This is a genomic window from Tsukamurella pseudospumae (assembly GCF_001575205.1).
GTDB lineage: Bacteria > Actinomycetota > Actinomycetes > Mycobacteriales > Mycobacteriaceae > Tsukamurella > Tsukamurella pseudospumae.
Window position 1 is genome coordinate 87,470 of sequence record NZ_LSRE01000023.1, and the last position, 17,921, is coordinate 105,390.

Sequence of the window (17,921 nt, forward strand, 5' to 3'; positions counted from 1 at the left end):
TCAGTGGGTCGTGGTCGACAATAGCCCCATGAACAATCACGAGGTACTGGTCCCGATGCGGTGGTCGGACATGGATGCGTTGCAGCACATCAACAACGTGTCGATGCTGCGACTGCTGGAGGAGGCGCGCATCCGGTTCATGATGCGATTCGGCTCCGGACCGGACTCGGGTCGGGTCACGATGTTCGTCGCGCACCAGGAGATCGACTACGTCCGCCCGCTGCTGTACTCGCAGGAGCCCGTGCGGATCCTCATGCGCGTCACCAGGATCGGCGGGTCGGGCTTCGACATCGGCTACGAGGTGCTCGGTGCGGACGGCGAGACCGCCGCGTTGTCGGAGGCGTCCATGGTCGTGGTCGACGGTGCCGCGTCCGGCCGCCCCGCCCCGATCCCGGACGCGCTGCGCGCGCAGCTCGAGGAGCTCCTCGGCGAGCCCGTGCCCTTCCGCCGGCGCCGCGAGAGCGTGTAGCCGCCGCGTTACCCGGTGCGTTCCGGCCGGACCATCGCCGCGAGGTAGCGGCGCGTCATGACCGCCTGCAGGAGGCGGCCGACGGGCGCGCCCAGCCGGGTGTACCAACGCCCGGGGCGGGAGAATGCGCTCACGACGGCGACCACGGCACCGTCGGGCCGCAGTTCGACGGAGAAGAGCTCCTCGCCGCTCTCGGGGTGCCCCGGCAGCGTGCCGTAGGCGAAGCCGGCCCGGCCGGGCTCGTCGACGACGTAGATCACGCGGCAGGGGATGCGGATGGGGCCGAACAGCGGCGTGGTCATCACCATGACGGTGTCCGCCTCGGCGCGCGGCGTGCTCGCCCGGACCCGCAGCCCGGCTCCGCGCTGCATGCCGTAGGCGAGGATCGACTCCTGCACCCCGGCGAAGTCCTCGGGACCGTGGCCCACGATGCGTTCCGCGCGGAAGGCGTGCGCGTCGCCGGGCGGGGTGCCCCGCGTCGCCCCCACCTCGGGGTAGGTGAACGGGGCCCGCGCCAGTGCCTCCAGGTCCGTCATACCGCCCGACGGTACGCCGTCGTCCCGGGCCGGACGGGCGGTCACCGTCGGGCCAGGCGGGCCGCGGCGACGGCCCCGACGACCCCGGACGCGATCACCGCGATGCCGTGCCAGCCCGTGAGCGTGACGGACTCCTGCAGCACGACCGCGCCGAGGACGGCGGCGCAGACCGGCTCGGCGAGGGTGATCGCGGGCAGCGACGCCGAGATCGGCGCGGGCTGGAAGGCCCGCTGCTGCAGGTACATCGCGCCGATCCCGCACAGCACCAGCACGTAGAGCCGCCAGTCGGTGAGCAGCCGGACGGTGTTCGCGAGGAACTCCGCGTGCTCGTAGGACGTGAGCACCGGCTTGGTGAGCACCGTCGCGACGCCGAACAGCGCGCCGGCGGCGACGCCGAAGGACAGAGCCCGCGCCGACCCGGGCAGCGTTCGGACCAGCCCGACCCCCGTCGTGGCCACCGCGACGACTCCCACCACGACGAGCGCGGGCAGCCACGTGGCGCCCGGGGCGTCGGGGACGCCGTCGGTGGGGCGGCCCGCGACGAGGAACGCCGCCAGCGCCACCGCGAGGACTGCGGCCCACGTCCATTCCCGGACCGTGACCCGGGTGTGGTTGAGCAGCGCCGAGATCGGCAGCGCGAACAGCAGCGCCGCCACGATGAGCGGCTGCACCACCAGCACCGGGCCCAGCGCCAGCGCCCAGGCCTGGAAGGCGTAGCCGCCGAGGTCGCCCACGAGGCCCAGCCACCAGCGGGGCCGGCGGATCAGCTCCGCGATGAGCGATGCGTCCTCGTGGACCCCGGCCGCCTCGACCTGCTGGGCGGCGGATCCGCACGCGAACAGGAAGGCGGCGACGAGGGCGAGCAGGATCGAGGCGGCGGTGGCGGACACGCGTGAAATCTACGCTCGTCGTGGGGTGCGACCGCACACGCGCTAAGTTCGGATTCAACATCTGCGGCTGAAGGAGTGAGTGTGGCGAAGGTCGAGAGCCGGATCGAGATTCCGCTTCCCCCGGACACGGCGTGGGAGAAGGCTGCGGACCTCGAGACGCTCCCGCAGTGGGTGACCCTGCACGACGGCTGGCGCGGCCCGCTGCCCGAGCTCGCGCAGGGGGCGCGCATCGCCTGCGTGCTCAAGGCGAAGAACTTCCGCAACCGCGTCGAGTGGGTCATCACCGAGTACGACCCGCCGCGGCGGCTGGTGCTCGACGGCAAGGGCGTGGCGGGTACGAAGTACAAGCTCACCGTGAGCATCGCGCCGTCCGGCGCTGGGTCGACGGTGGCCCTGCGCGCCGACCTCGGCGGCGCGCCCCTGTTCGGGCCGATCGGGGCGACGGTGGCGCGGGCACTCAAGGGAGACATCGAGGAATCGCTGCAGCGGTTCCAGCGGATGTTCGCCGAGTAGTAGGCGGAGCGAGGGCGACGGAGAGGACGAGCGCGTGGAGCTCACGGACCTGGTCGGTGCCGCAGTCCGCGGCGGCCTGAGCTGGGGTTCCGACACGCTCGCCCGGCTGCGGCAGCGTGCGGGCATGGACGGTCCGCGCCCGTGCGACGCCCTGATCCTCGACGTCGACGACACGCTGGTCGACACGTCCGCGGCGATGCGTGCGGCTGCCCGTGCCGCCGCGCTGGAGGTGTGGCCCGAGTCGGGCGCCGCGGCGCGAGAGGCCTTCGCGGAGCATTTCCTCAGCGACCCGCGCGGCATCTTCGACCGGTACACCGCCGGGGAACTGCGGTTCCACGAGATGCGCAAGGCCCGGATCGAGGCCGCGGCGCAGGACCTCGGGCTGCTGTGGGAGCCACGGCGCTACCGCCGGTACTGCAGCGGTTTCGATCCGGCGTTCGCGGCGGCGCAGCGGCTCTTCCCGGACGCGATGCCGGCGGTGCAGGCCGCGGAGCGGTGGGGGATCACCGTGGTGCTCCTCACGAACTCGTCGACGGCCGCCACCCGGATGAAGCTCCAGGTACTGGGCGTATCCGATCGATTCCCGCACGTCGTCACCACCGACACCCTGGGGATCGGCAAACCCGACCCCGCGGTGTTCCTGCACGCGTGCGAGCTCGCGGGTGCGGCGCCCGAGGACTGCATCGCCGTGGGTGACAGCTACGCGAACGACGTGGCCGCCGCGCGGGACGCGGGGCTGCGGGCGCTGTGGCTCGACAGGACCGGCACAGGCGTCGGCGGCGAGCCGCCCGCGATTCGGTCCCTGGCCGAGCTACCTGCGGCGTTGACCCGGGCGGTCTGATCCCGAGAGTTCGCGCGGGCGTCGAGGACGGTTACCGAAGCGTCGAAGGCGTTTGCGGCGTCTACTTCCGTGGTGAGTCGTCCTTGAGGACGCGGTACACGGCGTAGCCGGCGAACCACAGTGTGGCCACGACGCAGAGGCCGAACAAGACGTCGAAGAAGATCACCATCGTCGATTCACCGTCACTCTCCACATGGAGAGGAAGGTAGCACGATAGCCTCTCCATGTGGAGAACTCGTCGCGCGAGGTGTTGTTGATCGCCGGTCTGGACCTGCTCGGCGAGTGTGGGTTCACAGGGTGGTCGATGCGCAGGGTCGAGGATGCCGCCGGCGTGCCCCACGGGACCGCGAGGCACCACTTCTCGAATCAGCGCGGCCTCATCTTCGCGATGGTGCGCCACCTCCTGAGCGTCGATCAGCCCGCAGAGAACGAGACTCCACACCAGCAGATCACGCGGTGGCTGGGTGTCGAATCAGGGTGGACCAGAGCCAGGTACGAGCTGATCGTCGCTTCGTTCCATGACGAGGAACTGGCGCGCGAGCTTGTCGGCGCTCGAGATCGGCTGGTGAGTGTCCTCGTGAGCCGTGGAATGGCCCGCGACGACGCTGCCTGTGTGGCAGCCTCGCTGGACGGTCTCGTGCTCGATGCGGTCCTGCGTCGCAGCCCGGCCGAGTCGGTGGACGCGGAGGCACTGATCGCGAAGTGGCAGCCGGCGCAGTAGCGGCGCGCCATGCGTCAGATGCCCCGATCGCAGCCGGTCGTCCGACTTGTCGGACGCTCGTGTTAGAACTGCGCACATGCTCACCGTGCACCGTTCCGAACGTGGCGACGTCCTCGTGGACGCGCTGGCGGACGTGCTCGCGGTGCCCGCAGCCGACCCGTTCCGCCCGGAACTGATCGCCGTCCCGGCGCGCGGCGTGGAGCGCTGGATAGTCCAGGGCATCGCGTCCCGGCTGGGCATCGCCGCGAACATCGAGTTCCCCACGCCCGCCGCGCTGGTCGCCGAGTCGGTGGCCGCGGCCTCGGGCATCGCGCCCGACGACGACCCGTGGCGCGGGGAGCGGCTCGTGTGGCTCGTGCTCGCGGCGATCGACGAGATGGCCTTCGAGCCGGCCGGGTCGGTCCTGGCCCGGCACCTCGGGGTGGTCCGTCCCGGGGGCTGGGCCGCGCAGCCCGGGCACCGTCCCCGGCGGCGGTACCCCACCGCGGAGCTGCTCGCGGGTCTGCTGCGCTCCTACGGCGCGAACCGGCCCGGCATGCTGGTGGACTGGGCGGCCGGCCGCGACACCGACGGCGTCGGCGGGGCGTTGCCCGAGGATCTGCGCTGGCAGGCCGAGCTCGTCCGCCGCGTCCGCGGTCTCGCCGGGGTCCCCAGCCCCGCCGAGCGGCTCGACGTCGCGTGCGCGCGGCTGCGGGCGGAGCCCGACATCGTCGACCTGCCGGAGCGGTTGTCGGTCTACGGCCCCACTCGCCTCCCCGCCGACCAGGCGGCCGTCCTCGCGGCGCTCGCCGCGGGACGCGAGGTGCACCTGTGGCTCCCGCACCCGAGCCCGGCGCTCTGGGCGGAGCTGTCCGAGGATGCCGCCCCGCCCGCCGGGCCCGTGCCCCGTACCGTCGGCGGCCCGACCGCGACGAATCCGCTGCTCGCGTCCCTCGGGCGGGAGGCGCGGGAGCTGCAGGCGCGCGTCGCGCCCCTCGCGGGCGCCGATGTGCACCATCCGACGCCGGCCCGTCCCGCCACCCTCCTCGGCAGCGTGCAGTCGGGTATCGCCGACGATGCACCGCTCGCCGCGGGACTCACCGCGGACGGCTCGATCGAGTTCCACGCGTGCCACGGTCCGGCACGGATGATCGAGGTGCTCCGGGAGCGGCTGGTCCGGCTGTTCGAGGACGATCCGACACTGCAGCCGCGCGAGGTCCTCGTCACCTGCCCGGACATCGAGACCTACGCGCCGCTCATCCGCTCCGCATTCGGCCAGGCCGTGGTGGACTCCGGCGGTCCCGGCCCGGCGGGGGAGGCGATGCACCCGGCTCAGCGGCTCCGGGTGCGCCTGGCGGACCGGGCGCTGCGGTTCACCAACCCTCTGCTCGACGCGCTGGTCACGGTCCTCGAGCTCGCCGACGGTCGCGCGACCGTCGCCGAGGTGCTCGACCTGGCCGCCACCGAGCCGGTGCGGCGCCGATTCCGGTTCAGCGACTCGGACATCGAGCGTCTCCGCGAGTGGGCCGGTCCGTCCGGCGCACGCTGGGGCCTCGACGAGGCGGCGCGCGAGCGCTACGGGCTGCGCGGCTTCCCGCAGAACACGCTCGCCACCGCGCTGGACCGGATCGTGCTGGGCGTCGTCGCGGACGAGACCGACGGCCAATGGCTGGGCCTGGGCCTGCCGCTGGACGATGTGGACTCCACCGACATCGACCTCGTCGGCCGGTTCGCCGAGTACCTCGACGTGCTCACCCGCGCGACCGCGGAGAGCCGCGGCCGCCGGCCGGCCCGGGACTGGGCGGAGTCGCTGCAGCGGCTGGTCGGCGAGATCGGGGCGGTACCCGCCGCGGACGCGTGGCAGGTCACCCAGGCCGGCCGCGAGCTGACGGCGGCCCTGCGCGACGGCTCGGACCGTGACCTCACGCTCACCGAGGTGCGCGCCATGCTGGGCTCGCGCCTGGGCGCCAAGCCCACGCGCGCCAACTTCCGCACGGGTGAGCTCACGGTCTGCACACTGGTGCCGATGCGGTCGGTGCCGCACCGCGTGGTGGTGCTGCTGGGCCTGGACGACGAGGTGTTCCCGCGGTCCACGCGGTACTCCGGCGATGACGTCCTGGGGCGCACGCCGTGCGTCGGCGAGCGGGATCCGCGCGCGGAGGACCGGGAGCTCTTCCTCGACGCGGTCACCAGCGCCACCGATCGGCTGCTGGTCTTCTACACGGGTGCGGATCCGGTCAAGGGCACGCGGCGCCCGCCGGCGGTCCCCGTCGCCGAGCTCCGCGATGCGGCGCGGGCCCTCCTCGCCGACGCGGGGGCCGCGGACGGCGAGGACGCGGAGATCCCGGGGCTGGAGTTCCGGCATCCGTTGCAGCCCTTCGATCCCGGCAACTTCGACCCGGCCCGGTTCGGACTGGGCGCGCCCTTCTCGTACGACCCCTCGGCCTACGCGGGGGCCAGGGCTGCGGCATCGACACCGGAGCCGGTGCCGCCCTTCCTCGCCGCGCCGCTGGCCGCGTCCGCCGTTGAGGACGTCGATCTCGATGCGCTGGTGCGGTTCTGCGAGCACCCCGTCAAGGCCTTCCTGCGGCAGCGGCTCGGCTTCACCGTGCCCGATCAGGACGACGAGCTGGCCGAGGCGCTGACGATCGCGCCGGACGGCCTGCAGCAGTGGGAGATCGGCGAACGCATGCTCACCTCCGCACTGGCGGGCACGCCGCCCGAGCGGTTCGCGGCGGCCGAGATGCGGCGCGGCACGCTGCCGCCCTTCGCCCTCGGCTCGGCCGTCCTCGATCGGGTCGCGGCCGACGTCGCCGACCTCGCCCGCGTCGCCGGCCCGCACCTCGTGGGCGCCGCCGCGACCATCGACATCGGTGTGGACCTGGGGGACGGGCGCAGGCTGGTCGGATCCGTCCCGGCCGTGCGGCCCGACGGGGTGGTGCGCGCCTCGTTCAGCAAACTCGCGGCGAAGCACCGGGTCTCGGCGTGGGTGTCGTTGCTCGCGCTCGCCGCCGGGGGGTACGAGGAGCGCTCGGCCCTGATCCTGGGGCGCGGGTACCGGGGCGTGTCGGCGTCGCGGCTCAAGGCCCCCTCGGATCCGATCGCGGAGCTGCGTGCGTTGGTCGACCTCCGGGACCGCGGGCTCGCCGAGCCACTGCCGCTGTTCCCGAAGTCCTCGCCGGCGTACATCGCGACCGCGCTCGGCGGCAAGAGCACGAAGATCTCGCTGGAGGCCGCCCGCGCCGAGTTCGACGGGAAGTTCGGCGACGGGACGGATCGATCCATCCGGTACGCGCTGGGCGAGTCCGCCTTCGACGACGCGCTCGGCCCGCCGGAGGGCACCGAGGCGGAGTTCTCCCGTGCGGGAACGCGGTTCGGCGCGCTCGCCGCGCGGCTGTGGGTGCCGATGCTGACGCACGAGGAGCTGTCATGACAGCCCGTGAATCGGTGCTCGGGGTGACCCCGTTCGAGCTCACCGGACCGCTGCCCACCGGCGGCGCCACCACCGTGCTCGAGGCGAGCGCCGGCACCGGCAAGACCTACGCGATCGTCGGGCTGCTCACTCGGTACGTCGCCGAGGGCGTCGCCGAGCTGGGGGAGATGCTGCTCATCACCTTCTCCCGGGCCGCCACCCAGGAACTGCGGGAACGCGCCCGTGCGCGGCTGCTCTCCGCCGAACGCGCCCTGCGCGCCCCGGAGTCCGCCCGCACCGCCGACGACGAGCTGATCCGGCACCTCGCCGCCGGGGACCCGGACGAGGTCGCGCTGCGGCACCGCAGGCTGGTCGCGGCCCTGTCCGACTTCGACGCGGCCACCATCACCACCACCCACGGCTTCTGCCAGCGGATGCTCGACGCGCTCGGCCTCGCGGGCGACCTGGAGCCCGGGGTCACGTTCGTCGAGGACATCGGCGATCTCGTCCAGGAGGTCGCGGAGGACGCCTATCTGGCGATGTTCGCGGGGCGGCCGCGGCCGCCCTTTCCGCTGCCGATCGCGCTCCAGTTCGCGCGCACCGTCGTCGCGAACCCCCGCGCGGCGATCACGCCGCGCGACGCCGCCGAGGGCTCCGATGTCGCGTTGCGCGTCCAGTACGCCGCCGCGGTACGACAGGAGGTCGAGCGCCGTAAACGGGCCGGCAGGCTCCGCGACTTCGACGACCTGCAAGGACTGCTCCGCGACGCGCTGACCGACCCGAATCACGGGGAGCGGGCGTGCGCGCGGCTGCGGGAGGCGTACTCGGTGGTGCTCGTCGACGAGTTCCAGGACACCGACCCCGTCCAGTGGGACATCCTGCACGCCGCCTTCCACGGCAGCCGCACGCTCGTGCTCGTGGGTGACCCGAAGCAGGCCATCTACGCCTTCCGCGGTGCGGAGGTCTACAGCTACCTCGAGGCGTCGAAGGCCGCCACCACGCATCAGGCGCTGGATGTGAACCGCCGTTCCGACGGCCCGCTCGTCGACGCGCTGCAGCACCTGTACGGCGATGTCGCGCTGGGGGATTCGCAGATCGTGGTGGGCCGGGTCAGCGCGCACCACCCGGAGTCCCGGCTCGACGGTCCGCCGCTGCGGCTCCGGTACCTCGGGTCGACCGGGGTGGGACCCAAGACCCAGTACGGGATCCCGCGCGTGCCCGGCGTCCGCGCGGCGGTACTGCGCGATGTCGCCGCCGACATCGTCCGGACCCTGGTCGCCGAGGAGCGCTACGACGACGGTGACGACGCCGGGCCCCGGGTGCTGCAGCCGCGCGACATCGCCGTGCTGGTGCGCAAGAACGAGCACATCGCCGAGCTGCAGGTGCTGCTGCAGGGCCTCGGCGTCGCGGCGGTCGCCGCGGGCGGCGCCAGCGTGTTCACCACCGCGGCCGCCGTCGACTGGCTGCGGCTACTGCAGGCCCTGGAGAACCCCGGCCGCGGCGACCGGGCCCGCCTGGCCGCGCTCACGCCCCTGTTCGAGTTCACGGCCCGCGACCTCGACGAGCGCGGCGACGAGCTGGTCTCCGAGATCAGCGGCCGCCTGCGGACGCTCGCGGGGATCTTCGCCCGCTCGGGCTTCGCGGCGATGTTCGACGCGCTCGCCACGCGCTCGCGGTTCGACGAGCGGATGCTCGGCCGGATCGGCGGCGAGCGCACGCTCACCGACCTGCGGCACGTCGCGGAGCTGGTGCAGCACGCCACCGTCACCCAGGGCCTCGGACTGGGCGCCGCGACCCGCTGGCTGGCAGAGCGGATCGCCGACCCGGGCCGCGGCGGCACCGCCGATCCCGCGCGTCGCCTCGCGACCGACACCGAGGCCGTGCAGCTCATGACGGTCCACGCCAGCAAGGGCCTGCAGTTCCCCGTGGTGTACCTGCCCTTCGCGTGGGACTCCTTCGGCGGCTTCGGCGATCGTGACACCTTCACCTTCCACGACGCGGGGGAGCGGCTGGTCGATGTGGGCGGCAAGGACGCGCCGGGCTACGGCCAGCGGCTCGGGGTCTCGCGCGAGGAGGAGGCGGCCGAGGAGCTGCGCCTGCTGTACGTGGGCGCCACGCGGGCGCAGTCGAGGTTGGTCCTCTGGTGGGCACCGAGCACCACCACGAAGGGCTCACCGCTGCACCGGCTGCTGTTCTCCGAGGTGGGTGGGGGCCGAGTGCCGGCGGAGCAGGCGCCCATCCCGAACGACGACGAGACCGGCGCGCGGTTGCGGGAATGGGCGGCGCCCGTCGAGGCGGCGGTGTCGATCGAGGCCGTGGACCTGTCCGCCCCCAAGCCCCCGCAGTGGCGGCCGCCCTTCGCCGGCTTCCCGGAGCTGGTGCTCGGCCGTGCCGAGCGCCGGATCGACCCGACCTGGCGGCGCACGAGCTACTCGGCGCTCACCGCGGATGCCGCGCACGGCCCCGCGGAGGCCGCCCCGGACACCGGCAGCGAGCCGGACGAGCCCGGCATCGCCGACGAGCCCCTGGACGAGCCCATGACCGAGGCCGCCGTGGCGGCCGGCGCGGGCGCCGCACCGTCGTCGTTGATGAACGGGCTGTCGGGCGGTGCCGTGTTCGGCACCCTCGTGCACGAGATCCTCGAGCACGTCGACACGGGCGCCCCCGATCTGGAGGCCGAGGTGCTCACGCGGTGCCGCGAGGCGGCCGAGTTCGGCGCGGTGCCCGACGATCCCGCGGAGCTGGCGACGGCGCTGGTCGCGGTGCTGCGCACGCCGCTGGGATCCGGAGACTTGGCGGGGCTGACCCTCGCCGGGGTCGCGCCGGCGGACCACCTCGCCGAGCTCGACTTCGAGCTCCCGCTGGGCGCGGACGGCGGCGCGGCGGCCACGCTGGGGCAGATAGCGGATCTCCTCGACGAGCACGTGCCCCCCGACGATCCGCTGGCGCCCTACGCGGAGCGGCTGCGCGAGGTGCCGGGCGCCGCGCTGCGCGGCTATCTCACCGGCAGCATCGACTCGGTGCTGCGGGTCACGGGCCGCGACGGCGCCGTCCGGTACACGGTGGTCGACTACAAGACCAACCGGCTCGCGCGGGGCGATCTCACCACCGCCGACTACACCCCCGAGGCGATGGCCCGCGAGATGATCTCGTCGCACTACGTGCTGCAAGCCCTGCTGTACTCCGTTGCGCTGCATCGGTTCCTGCAGTGGCGGGTCCCCGGGTACCGGCCGCAGACGCACCTCGGGGTCGTGCAGTACCACTTCGTGCGCGCGATGATCGGTCCCGATACCCCGCCCGGCGCGGGTGTCTTCGAGTGGCACCCGCCCGCGGCGCTCGTCGCCGCGGTCTCCGACGCACTGGCGGGAGGCGCCTCATGACCACCGTCGAGAAGAGCCTGCTGCGGACCTTCGCCGACGCGGGCGTCCTGGGCCCGGCCGACGTGCACGTCGCCGCCGCGCTCGGCCGCCTCGGCGGCGAGACGGACGAGTCGGTGCTGCTGGCCGCCGCGCTCGCCACGCGCGCCGTGCGGCTCGGTTCGGTGTGCCTCGAGCTCTCCCGCCTGCGGGACGTCGCGGTCGACGGTGACGGCGAGGTCGACGTGGACGCCCTGCCGTGGCCGGAGTCCGCAGCTGTCCGCGATGCGCTGCGCCGCAGCCCACTCGTGGTGGGCGGCGCGGCCGGCCCGCTGCGGCCGCTGCGGCTGGTGCGCGACGAGCTCCTCTACCTGGACCGGTACCACCGCCAGGAGGAGACGGTGCGCGCGGTCCTCGATGCCCGCGGCGGTGCCGCGCCGGGCGTGGACGTCGCGCGTCTGCGCGAGGGACTGCGAGAGCGGTTCCCCGAGCCGGGCCCGGATCGGCAGCGGCTCGCGGCCGCCGCGTCGGTGCTCGGTCAGACGACGGTGCTCGCCGGCGGGCCCGGCACGGGCAAGACCTACACGGTGGCGCGGATCCTCGCGCTGCTCTTCGACCAGCACGGCCCGGACCTGCGGGTCGGGCTCGCCGCACCCACGGGGCGGGCGGCCGCGCAGCTCGCCGGCGAGGTCCGCACCCAGGGCGCCGCGCTGGGCCTGCCGCGGGAGATCCCGGCGCAGACGATCCATCGCATGCTCGGCTTCAAACCGGGCAACGCCAGCCGGTTCCGGCACGACGCGAGCAATCACCTGCCCTACGACGTGGTGGTCGTCGACGAGACCTCGATGGTCTCGCTGACCATCATGTGTCGATTGCTGGAGGCGCTGCGGCCCGAGGCCAGGCTCATCCTGGTGGGCGACCCCGACCAGCTGGCGTCGGTCGACGCCGGCGCCGTCCTCGGCGACCTGGTGGCGCGCGGGGTGACCACGGCACCGTCGCCGGAGCTGGAGGCGCTGCTGGCCGACGAGCGGGCGCGTACGGGCGGCGACGAGGAGGGCCTCGACGAGGCTGAGCTGCGCGAGGCGCGCCGGGGCGTGGTCCGGCTCCGCCGCGGCCGCCGGTTCACCGGCGCGCTCGGCGAACTCGCCGACGCGGTCCGGCGCGGCGACGCCGACCGGGTGATCGAGCTGGCTCGCGACGGTGGCGACGGCGCGATCGAGTGGTGCGAGCCGGACGACGTCGAGGGCTTGCGCGCCGACGTGCGGGCGGCGAGCGCCGCCACCGTCGCCGCCGCACAGCAGGGGCTCGCGGCGGACGCGGCCACCGGGGTGCAGCAGCACCGGGTCCTCTGCGCGCACTCGGAGGGTCCGTCCGGCGTCACGCGGTGGGCGCAGCTGGCCGAGGAGTGGGCGGGCGCGCGCAGCGGAGGGGCCGGCTGGTACGCCGGACAACCTCTGCTCGTGACCGCGAACGACTACGACACCAAGGTCTACAACGGCGACGTCGGCGTGGTGATCGCCCACGACGGCGACCCGGCGGACCTGCGGGCCGCGTTCGCGCGCGGCTCCGACGTGGCGCTGCTGTACCCGAACCAACTGGTCGCGGTCCGCACGGTCTACGCCATGACGATCCACCGCAGCCAGGGCAGCCAGTACGACGCGGTGTCCGTGGTGATCCCGCCGGCCGATTCGCGGTTGCTCACCCGCGAGCTGCTCTACACCGCCATCACCCGCGCCCGGCGCAAGGTCCGGCTGCTCGGCGGGGAGGACGCGCTCCGCGCCGGCGTGCAGCGACAGGTGTTGCGCGCGAGCGGCCTCCGGGGCGAGGGTGGGGCATGACCGAACGCAGGCGCGTGCTCATCCAGGGTGCCGGGGCGGTCGCCGCCGCCGGTGGCGCCCTGCTCGCCGGGACCGGCGCCGAGGTCCGGGCGGCCTCGCGGCGCGATGGGGTGATCCTCACGGCCGTCGCGCCGGACGGTGCCGTCACCCACGTGCCGGTGCTGCTGTACGCGCAGGTGGAGCCCGGCACCGTCGACCTGCTTCTGCTGACCGCCGCGCCGGGCGAGCTTTCGCCGGACGTCGTGGCTGCGTTGGTGGCCGCGGAGCCGCGCACGGTGGCGGTGACCAGCCCGGTGATCGGCGATGCCGCGATCGCGCAGCGGATGTTCCCCGGCGCCGAGGTGGCGACGCTCGCGCCCGGGCTGCTCTCGTTCGCGACCAGCCGCGGCACCGAGACGCGGGCGGAGTACTGGGTGCCGCCGCTCGCCCCGGCATTCGCCGCCGTCGCGGTCGACGGTGCGCCGGACCTGCCGCGTCGGCTCGCCGCGGACTATCCGAAGGTGGTCGGCCGGACGCCGGCGAAGGCCGCCGACGCCGTCGGCGTGCTGATGGTGCCCTACGCGGCCGAGCTGGCGGTCGTCGGCGGCGACTGGCCCACGTTCGTGCGCCGGCTGCGGCGTCCGGGTCGCGCGATGGCCGAGGCGATGCGCGCCGACATCGGGCTGCCGATGTTCGCGCCGCCGCCGATCGTGGTGCGGGCCGTGCTCCGGCAGCTGGACCGGACGGTGCCCTTCGACCTCCCCAAATTCGCCGGCAACCACTTCGTCCGGCACGCCGAGCAGAGCCTGCGCATCCTCGACGCCTGGCGGGCCATGACGCCGCGCGCCACTCCCGCGCTGGATGCGCTCCGCGCGGACCTCGCGGCGGCGCTGTAGCCGCGCGCGGGGAGCGGCGTCACGGCTGCACGAGCAGCCTGATCGGGTTGCCCTCGTGGCGTTCGAGCTGATCAATGCCCTTCGCGATGTCCTCCAGCGGCACGATCCCGCTGATCGACCGGGACAGGTCGAGCCGGCCGAGCGAGACGAGCGTCGCGAGGGTCTCGATGTCGACGTTCTTGTAGCCGAGGTGACCGAGCACCTGCTTCTTGGTCAGCCCCAGCATCGTCGTCGACCCGACGGTCGGCTCCTGGTCGCTCATCCCGACGGAGATCAGGCGCCCGCCGACGGTGAGGTGGCTCAGCGCCTGTTCGAAGGTCGCCTTGAGGCCCACGGCGTCGAACGCGACGTCGAGGCCCCGGCCGCCGGTGACCTCGGCGATCTTCGCGCCGAGCTGCTCGTCGCGCGAGTCGAAGGCGTGGTCGGCGCCGAGCTCGAGGGCGCGCTCGAGCACCTCGGGGTTGATGTCCACAGCGACAATCGGTGCCGCCCCGACGAGGCGCGCCAGCTGCACGACGTGCGTACCGACCCCGCCCAGACCCCACACGCCGACGGACTCGCCGATACCGACCTTCCCGGTCCGGACGACGGCGCCGTAGGGAGTGGACACTGCGTCGGCGAGGATCGCCGCCTGTTCGAGGGGGACGTTGTCCGGGACCCGCGTCAGGCCCGCCGCCTGGGCGACGGTGTACTCCGCCCAGGCACCGTCGTAGGCGAACGCCATGATCTTGACCTGTGTGCAGTCGGCGAAGTTCCCGCGCCGGCAGTTCGGGCAGGTCGTGCACGGCCGGCCTGCGGCGACGATCACGCGGTCGCCCTCGGACCAACCGGTCACCCCGGGCCCCAGCTTCGCGATGGTCCCCGACGCCTCGTGGCCCTGAGTGACCTCCGGGAGCATCGCCGGGAACGTGCCGTTGATGAGGCTGAGGTCGGAATGGCAGATGCCGCAGAACGCGACCTTCACCAGCACCTCGCCGGGACCGGGCTCGGGAACGGGTACGTCCTCGACGGTGATCGTCCGGCTATCGGCATGGAAGCGCTGTGCGCGCATGGTGGCGGTCATTCCTCCATCATCGGCCATCGGAACGCATCGAGGTTGCGTTCCGCCCACTGTTCGTAGGTGTGCGCCGGCCTGCCGGTGATCCGCTCGACCGCCCCTGAGACCCTGACCGGCCGCTCCGCGGCCAGGCTGAACGAGCGGAGCAGTGATTCCACCGCCGCAGACGGAATCCCGACCGCGCTGAGGCGGCTGTGCACGTCCTCGGGCGTGATCTCGCGTACGGCGATGGGCGTGCCGAGGAGCCGTGCGAGGACGCCGATCTGGGCACGCGAACTCAGCGTCTGCGGGCCCGTGAGGTCGACGATCCCGGACGGCTCGTCGCGGGACAGCAGGAGCCGCGCCGCGACGTCGGCGACATCGACCTCATCGATCGGCGTCATCGGGACGTCGATGTACGGTCCCTCGGCGAACCCGGCGGCGCGGATCGTGGGACTCCACCAGTGGATCGTGTTGAGCGCGAAAGGTACCGGCCGCAGAAGATGCAAGGCTCCCGCGAACTCCGCCGCGGTCTCCTCGAGGACGCGGTGATGCGCTCCGGTGGGACTCAGCGGATCGCTCGCTGATGCGGTCGAGAGGAGCACCACCCGCTCGACGGTGCCCTCGTTCGCCGCGCCGACGAGTTCCCGGAGCCGCTCGGCGGGCGCCGGCCCGAGGGCGGGGGTCACCACGAAGGCCGCGATGCATCCGGCGAGCAGGTCGTCCGCAGGTGCCGCAGCGAGGATCGTCCCGGTGCCGGGCAACGGATTCGAGGTGCTGCGGCTGGTCGCCCGCACCTGTGCACCCGCGCGAATTAGCTGCTCGACGACCCGTCGCCCGACCGTGCCGGTGGCTCCGGTCACGAGGATCGTCCCTGTCATGCGCATTCACCCCGTTCCCCATTCTGCAAGGCCGCCGCGAAGTCTTCCGGCCGATCGATCCCGTCCCCGACGATCTCGTCGTGGATCATGTCGTCACTCATGCGTCGAACGTCGCACGGTTCGTCCTTGCCCGCAGGAGATCGGTCCGGCGTCTGGACGGTCAGCCGGTGTAGGCGGGCGTCGCGAAGACGAACAGCGCCATGAACGCGAGGTTGATGAAGTAGGCGGCCTCCACGAGGCTCACGGTGATGAAGAAGGGGGTGAGGAGGCGGGACTGGGCCTTCGGTGGAACAGGTCGGTGATCGCCGCGGCGGCGCGCCCGGCACCGTCCTCGGCGCGGAGCTTCTCGCCGAGGCCCGCGGCCGCGACCCGGTGCTCGCCGACGGTGCGCAGCGCGGCGGTCAGATCGTCGACGGTGAGCGCGTGCCGGGGGAGCGGTGCGGTGGCCGCCCCTAACAGGTGCAGGCGCCGCGCCCAGAAGGGCTGGTCCATGATCCCGGGCACGGGAACCGACGGTGCCCCTGCGTGCAGCGCCGCGGCGGTGGTACCGGCGCCGCAGTGGTGGACGACGGCCGCGCACCGCGGGAACAGCAGGGCGTGCGGCACCTCGTCGACGACGAAGACGTGCTCGCCCTCCGGCTCGAGCCCGGCCCAGCCGCGCTGCACGACGGCCCGCACGTCGGCTGCCGCGGTCGCCTCAGCGATGATCGACGACAGGGCGGCGCCGTTCGCCGTCGCGGTGCTGCCGAGCGTCACGGCGGCGGGCGGCGGACCGTCGGACAGGAAGTCCTCGAGGTCCGGCCCGAGCGTTCCCACGGGTTCCGGGCGAAGGTAGCCGGTGACGCGCAGGTGCGGGGCCCAGTCGGCGGGCCGGGGAAGGACGTGCTCGCTGAAGGGGTACACCACGGGCCAGGCCCGGGCGCGTTCGGCGCGTGCGGGTTTCGCGGGCAGCCGGCGCGTAGACGCGCTCCGCGAAACCGCCCGCCCACCAGACGAACCGGTTCCCGAGCCGCCCGTACGAGCGCACGCCGAGCGCCGGCGGGCTGAAATCGCCGGTGGGGGAGGCGGGCTGGAATATCACGCCGGCACTCGGAACACCCAGCGCCGCGGCGACGTGCCGGCCGAGCAGAGCCCCGACGGGGCCCTCGAGCAGGAGTAGGTCGGCACCGTCGGCGGCTGCGGCCATCGCCTGGCCGACACCGCGCAGTCCCTCGCGCATGTCCTCGAGCGCCTCCTTCGACGGCCGTGGCCGCGCGCCGTCGACGAGGGCCTGGGCGGCGGGGGAGGCGAGGGTCTCGGCCCGGGTGTCCTTGGGTAGCGGCGCGTAGGCGACGCCCGCGCCGACGACCTCGTCGCGATACGGTGCCTGCGCGGCGAGGACGACCTCGGCCCCGTCGGACTGCAGGCGCCGGGCGAGGCCCGTGAGCGGAACGACGTCCCCGCGGGTGCCGAAGGCCAGGATCGCGGTCCTCATGCGAGCACTCCGCGGGTGAAGATCTCGACGAGCGTCTCGCCGTACGCGATCGGGTCGTACGTGACGCCGATCGCGGTGAGCCGGGCCAGGTCGGTCGCGGCACCGTCGAGGGCGCCCCGTAGGGCGGAGCCGGCGCGGACGGGGTCGAGGTCGGCACGGAACTCCCCGGTCTCGATGCCGAGGGCGAAGATCGCGGCGGGGTCGAGCAGCGCGAGATCGCCCTCCGGCGGGTTCGCCGCCGTGTCCTCAGTGACGGCCTCGTCGAACCGGCGGCCCTCGGCGGACCGGTAGCCGGTGGCGATCTCGCGGAGGGCGACGGTCTCGGCGCGGTGCTCGGCGAGGAAGGCGGCGTTGCTGCGGATGTACGCGGCGAGCTTGCCGGCGGCGGTCTCCGCCGCGGCGAGGGCGGGGACGATGTATTCCGCGGCCGCCGCGAAGACCACGACGGTGACGGCCGCGACCAACTCGTCCTTCGTTCGGAAGTGGTACAGCGCCACGGATTTCGCGATCCCGACACGGTCGGCGATCTTGGCGACGGACGCCGCCGGGTAACCGTGCTCGGCGATGACGGCGATCGCCGCGTCGACGAGTTGGGCACGGCGCTGCTCGGACGTGAACGTATCTCTAGACCGCATGGTCTAAACATAGACCATGCGGTCTAGAAAGGGAATGTTCAGCCCACGCTGCGCAGCGGATCGTGCTCCGCCATGAGCTTGTCGAGCCGGGCCTCGTCCACCCGCACGCGGATGCTGTTCGCCTCCTGCTGATCGCGGATGACCTTGGCGAGGTTGAACGTGCTGGTGATGAGGAAGAGGGCGCCCACGATCAGGAAGCCGCGCTGCCACGGGTCCACGGGCAGGTAGAAGGCGCCCACGAGCAGGGAACCCGCCGAGACGCCGAAGGCGATGGCGGACTGGATGAAGAAGGCGGCGGTGGGCTTCGGGGCCGTTGCTGTACTGGTCATGGACATCAGCCTGCCGCGCGCCGCGCGTCCGCGGATGCGTAGAAGTACTCGGATCGTCCAGGTACTTCGCGCTGTGAAAGCGGCCACACGATTGGGCGTGAGCGGCTCCGGGCTGCGATGGTTTCTGAGAGAAGAT

17 protein-coding genes and 1 pseudogene are annotated in these 17,921 nt (G+C 73.4%); 8 read left to right on the forward strand and 10 right to left on the reverse strand.

The genetic code is table 11. From position 1 onward, the window contains the following. Nucleotides 1-28: 28 nt before the first annotated feature. Entirely contained in the window at nucleotides 29-469 is a 441-nt protein-coding gene (locus tag AXK61_RS16010; protein WP_068569789.1) for an acyl-CoA thioesterase, read from the forward strand. A gap of 8 nt (nucleotides 470-477) precedes the next feature. Here AXK61_RS16010 and AXK61_RS16015 read toward each other — a convergent pair whose 3' ends face one another. Both AXK61_RS16015 and AXK61_RS16020 read right to left on the reverse strand, forming a co-directional pair. Continuing rightward, complete coding sequence (locus AXK61_RS16015; protein ID WP_082777774.1) at nucleotides 478-1,005, reverse strand: DUF1990 family protein; 528 nt, start codon at nucleotides 1,003-1,005, stop codon at nucleotides 478-480. A 41-nt stretch (nucleotides 1,006-1,046) separates the two neighbouring features. Next, entirely contained in the window at nucleotides 1,047-1,895 is an 849-nt protein-coding gene (locus AXK61_RS16020; protein WP_068569788.1) for a DMT family transporter, read from the reverse strand. Nucleotides 1,896-1,976: 81 nt separating this feature from the next. On the opposite strand from AXK61_RS16020, the gene AXK61_RS16025 reads away from it, so the two are divergent. Continuing rightward, complete coding sequence (locus tag AXK61_RS16025; protein ID WP_068569787.1) at nucleotides 1,977-2,408, forward strand: type II toxin-antitoxin system Rv0910 family toxin; 432 nt, start codon at nucleotides 1,977-1,979, stop codon at nucleotides 2,406-2,408. A 34-nt stretch (nucleotides 2,409-2,442) separates the two neighbouring features. Next, complete coding sequence (locus AXK61_RS16030) at nucleotides 2,443-3,249, forward strand: HAD family hydrolase (protein WP_082789381.1); 807 nt, start codon at nucleotides 2,443-2,445, stop codon at nucleotides 3,247-3,249. Between the two features lie 61 nt (nucleotides 3,250-3,310). Here the strand turns inward: AXK61_RS16030 and AXK61_RS25915 are convergent, their stop codons facing one another. Continuing rightward, entirely contained in the window at nucleotides 3,311-3,442 is a 132-nt protein-coding gene (locus AXK61_RS25915) for a hypothetical protein (protein ID WP_269451173.1), read from the reverse strand. A 33-nt stretch (nucleotides 3,443-3,475) separates the two neighbouring features. Between AXK61_RS25915 and AXK61_RS16035 the strand changes: the two genes are divergently transcribed. From AXK61_RS16035 to AXK61_RS16055, 5 genes are all read left to right on the forward strand, one after another. Continuing rightward, nucleotides 3,476-3,970, forward strand: coding sequence for a TetR/AcrR family transcriptional regulator (locus AXK61_RS16035; protein WP_231855574.1), 495 nt, complete (start codon nucleotides 3,476-3,478; stop codon nucleotides 3,968-3,970). Between the two features lie 76 nt (nucleotides 3,971-4,046). Then, the gene (recC, locus tag AXK61_RS16040; protein ID WP_068569785.1) at nucleotides 4,047-7,382 is read left to right on the forward strand and encodes an exodeoxyribonuclease V subunit gamma; all 3,336 of its coding nucleotides are present in this window, start codon (nucleotides 4,047-4,049) and stop codon (nucleotides 7,380-7,382) included. Beyond that, complete coding sequence (locus AXK61_RS16045; RefSeq protein WP_068746325.1) at nucleotides 7,379-10,741, forward strand: UvrD-helicase domain-containing protein; 3,363 nt, start codon at nucleotides 7,379-7,381, stop codon at nucleotides 10,739-10,741. Before recC ends, AXK61_RS16045 begins: the two co-directional genes overlap by 4 nt. After that, complete coding sequence (recD, locus tag AXK61_RS16050) at nucleotides 10,738-12,555, forward strand: exodeoxyribonuclease V subunit alpha (RefSeq protein ID WP_068746326.1); 1,818 nt, start codon at nucleotides 10,738-10,740, stop codon at nucleotides 12,553-12,555. The genes AXK61_RS16045 and recD overlap by 4 nt, the downstream gene beginning before the upstream one ends. After that, a complete protein-coding gene (locus AXK61_RS16055; protein ID WP_156485697.1) occupies nucleotides 12,552-13,430 on the forward strand; it encodes a hypothetical protein in 879 nt (292 codons plus the stop codon). The genes recD and AXK61_RS16055 overlap by 4 nt, the downstream gene beginning before the upstream one ends. 19 nt (nucleotides 13,431-13,449) lie before the next feature. Here AXK61_RS16055 and AXK61_RS16060 read toward each other — a convergent pair whose 3' ends face one another. The 7 genes and pseudogenes from AXK61_RS16060 to AXK61_RS16085 form a co-directional block, all read right to left on the reverse strand. Then, complete coding sequence (locus AXK61_RS16060) at nucleotides 13,450-14,493, reverse strand: zinc-binding dehydrogenase (RefSeq protein ID WP_068746328.1); 1,044 nt, start codon at nucleotides 14,491-14,493, stop codon at nucleotides 13,450-13,452. Further along, nucleotides 14,490-15,347 (reverse strand): NAD(P)H-binding protein, encoded by an 858-nt coding sequence (locus AXK61_RS16065; RefSeq protein ID WP_197466829.1) that lies wholly within the window; start codon nucleotides 15,345-15,347, stop codon nucleotides 14,490-14,492. Before AXK61_RS16065 ends, AXK61_RS16060 begins: the two co-directional genes overlap by 4 nt. Before the next feature lie 160 nt (nucleotides 15,348-15,507). Continuing rightward, nucleotides 15,508-15,633: pseudogene (locus tag AXK61_RS16070) on the reverse strand (ATP synthase subunit c family protein); the annotation flags it as partial. Beyond that, entirely contained in the window at nucleotides 15,588-16,163 is a 576-nt protein-coding gene (locus AXK61_RS25455; protein WP_414930004.1) for a glycosyltransferase, read from the reverse strand. The pseudogene AXK61_RS16070 and the gene AXK61_RS25455, both read right to left, overlap by 46 nt. Beyond that, nucleotides 16,045-16,821 carry a glycosyltransferase gene (locus AXK61_RS26070; protein ID WP_414930005.1) on the reverse strand — a complete coding sequence of 259 codons (777 nt, stop codon included), beginning with the start codon at nucleotides 16,819-16,821 and terminating at the stop codon, nucleotides 16,045-16,047. Before AXK61_RS26070 ends, AXK61_RS25455 begins: the two co-directional genes overlap by 119 nt. Next, complete coding sequence (locus AXK61_RS16080; RefSeq protein ID WP_068746330.1) at nucleotides 16,818-17,456, reverse strand: TetR/AcrR family transcriptional regulator; 639 nt, start codon at nucleotides 17,454-17,456, stop codon at nucleotides 16,818-16,820. Before AXK61_RS16080 ends, AXK61_RS26070 begins: the two co-directional genes overlap by 4 nt. Nucleotides 17,457-17,494: 38 nt before the next feature. Further along, complete coding sequence (locus tag AXK61_RS16085) at nucleotides 17,495-17,785, reverse strand: YiaA/YiaB family inner membrane protein (protein ID WP_068746331.1); 291 nt, start codon at nucleotides 17,783-17,785, stop codon at nucleotides 17,495-17,497. Nucleotides 17,786-17,921 lie beyond the last annotated feature (136 nt).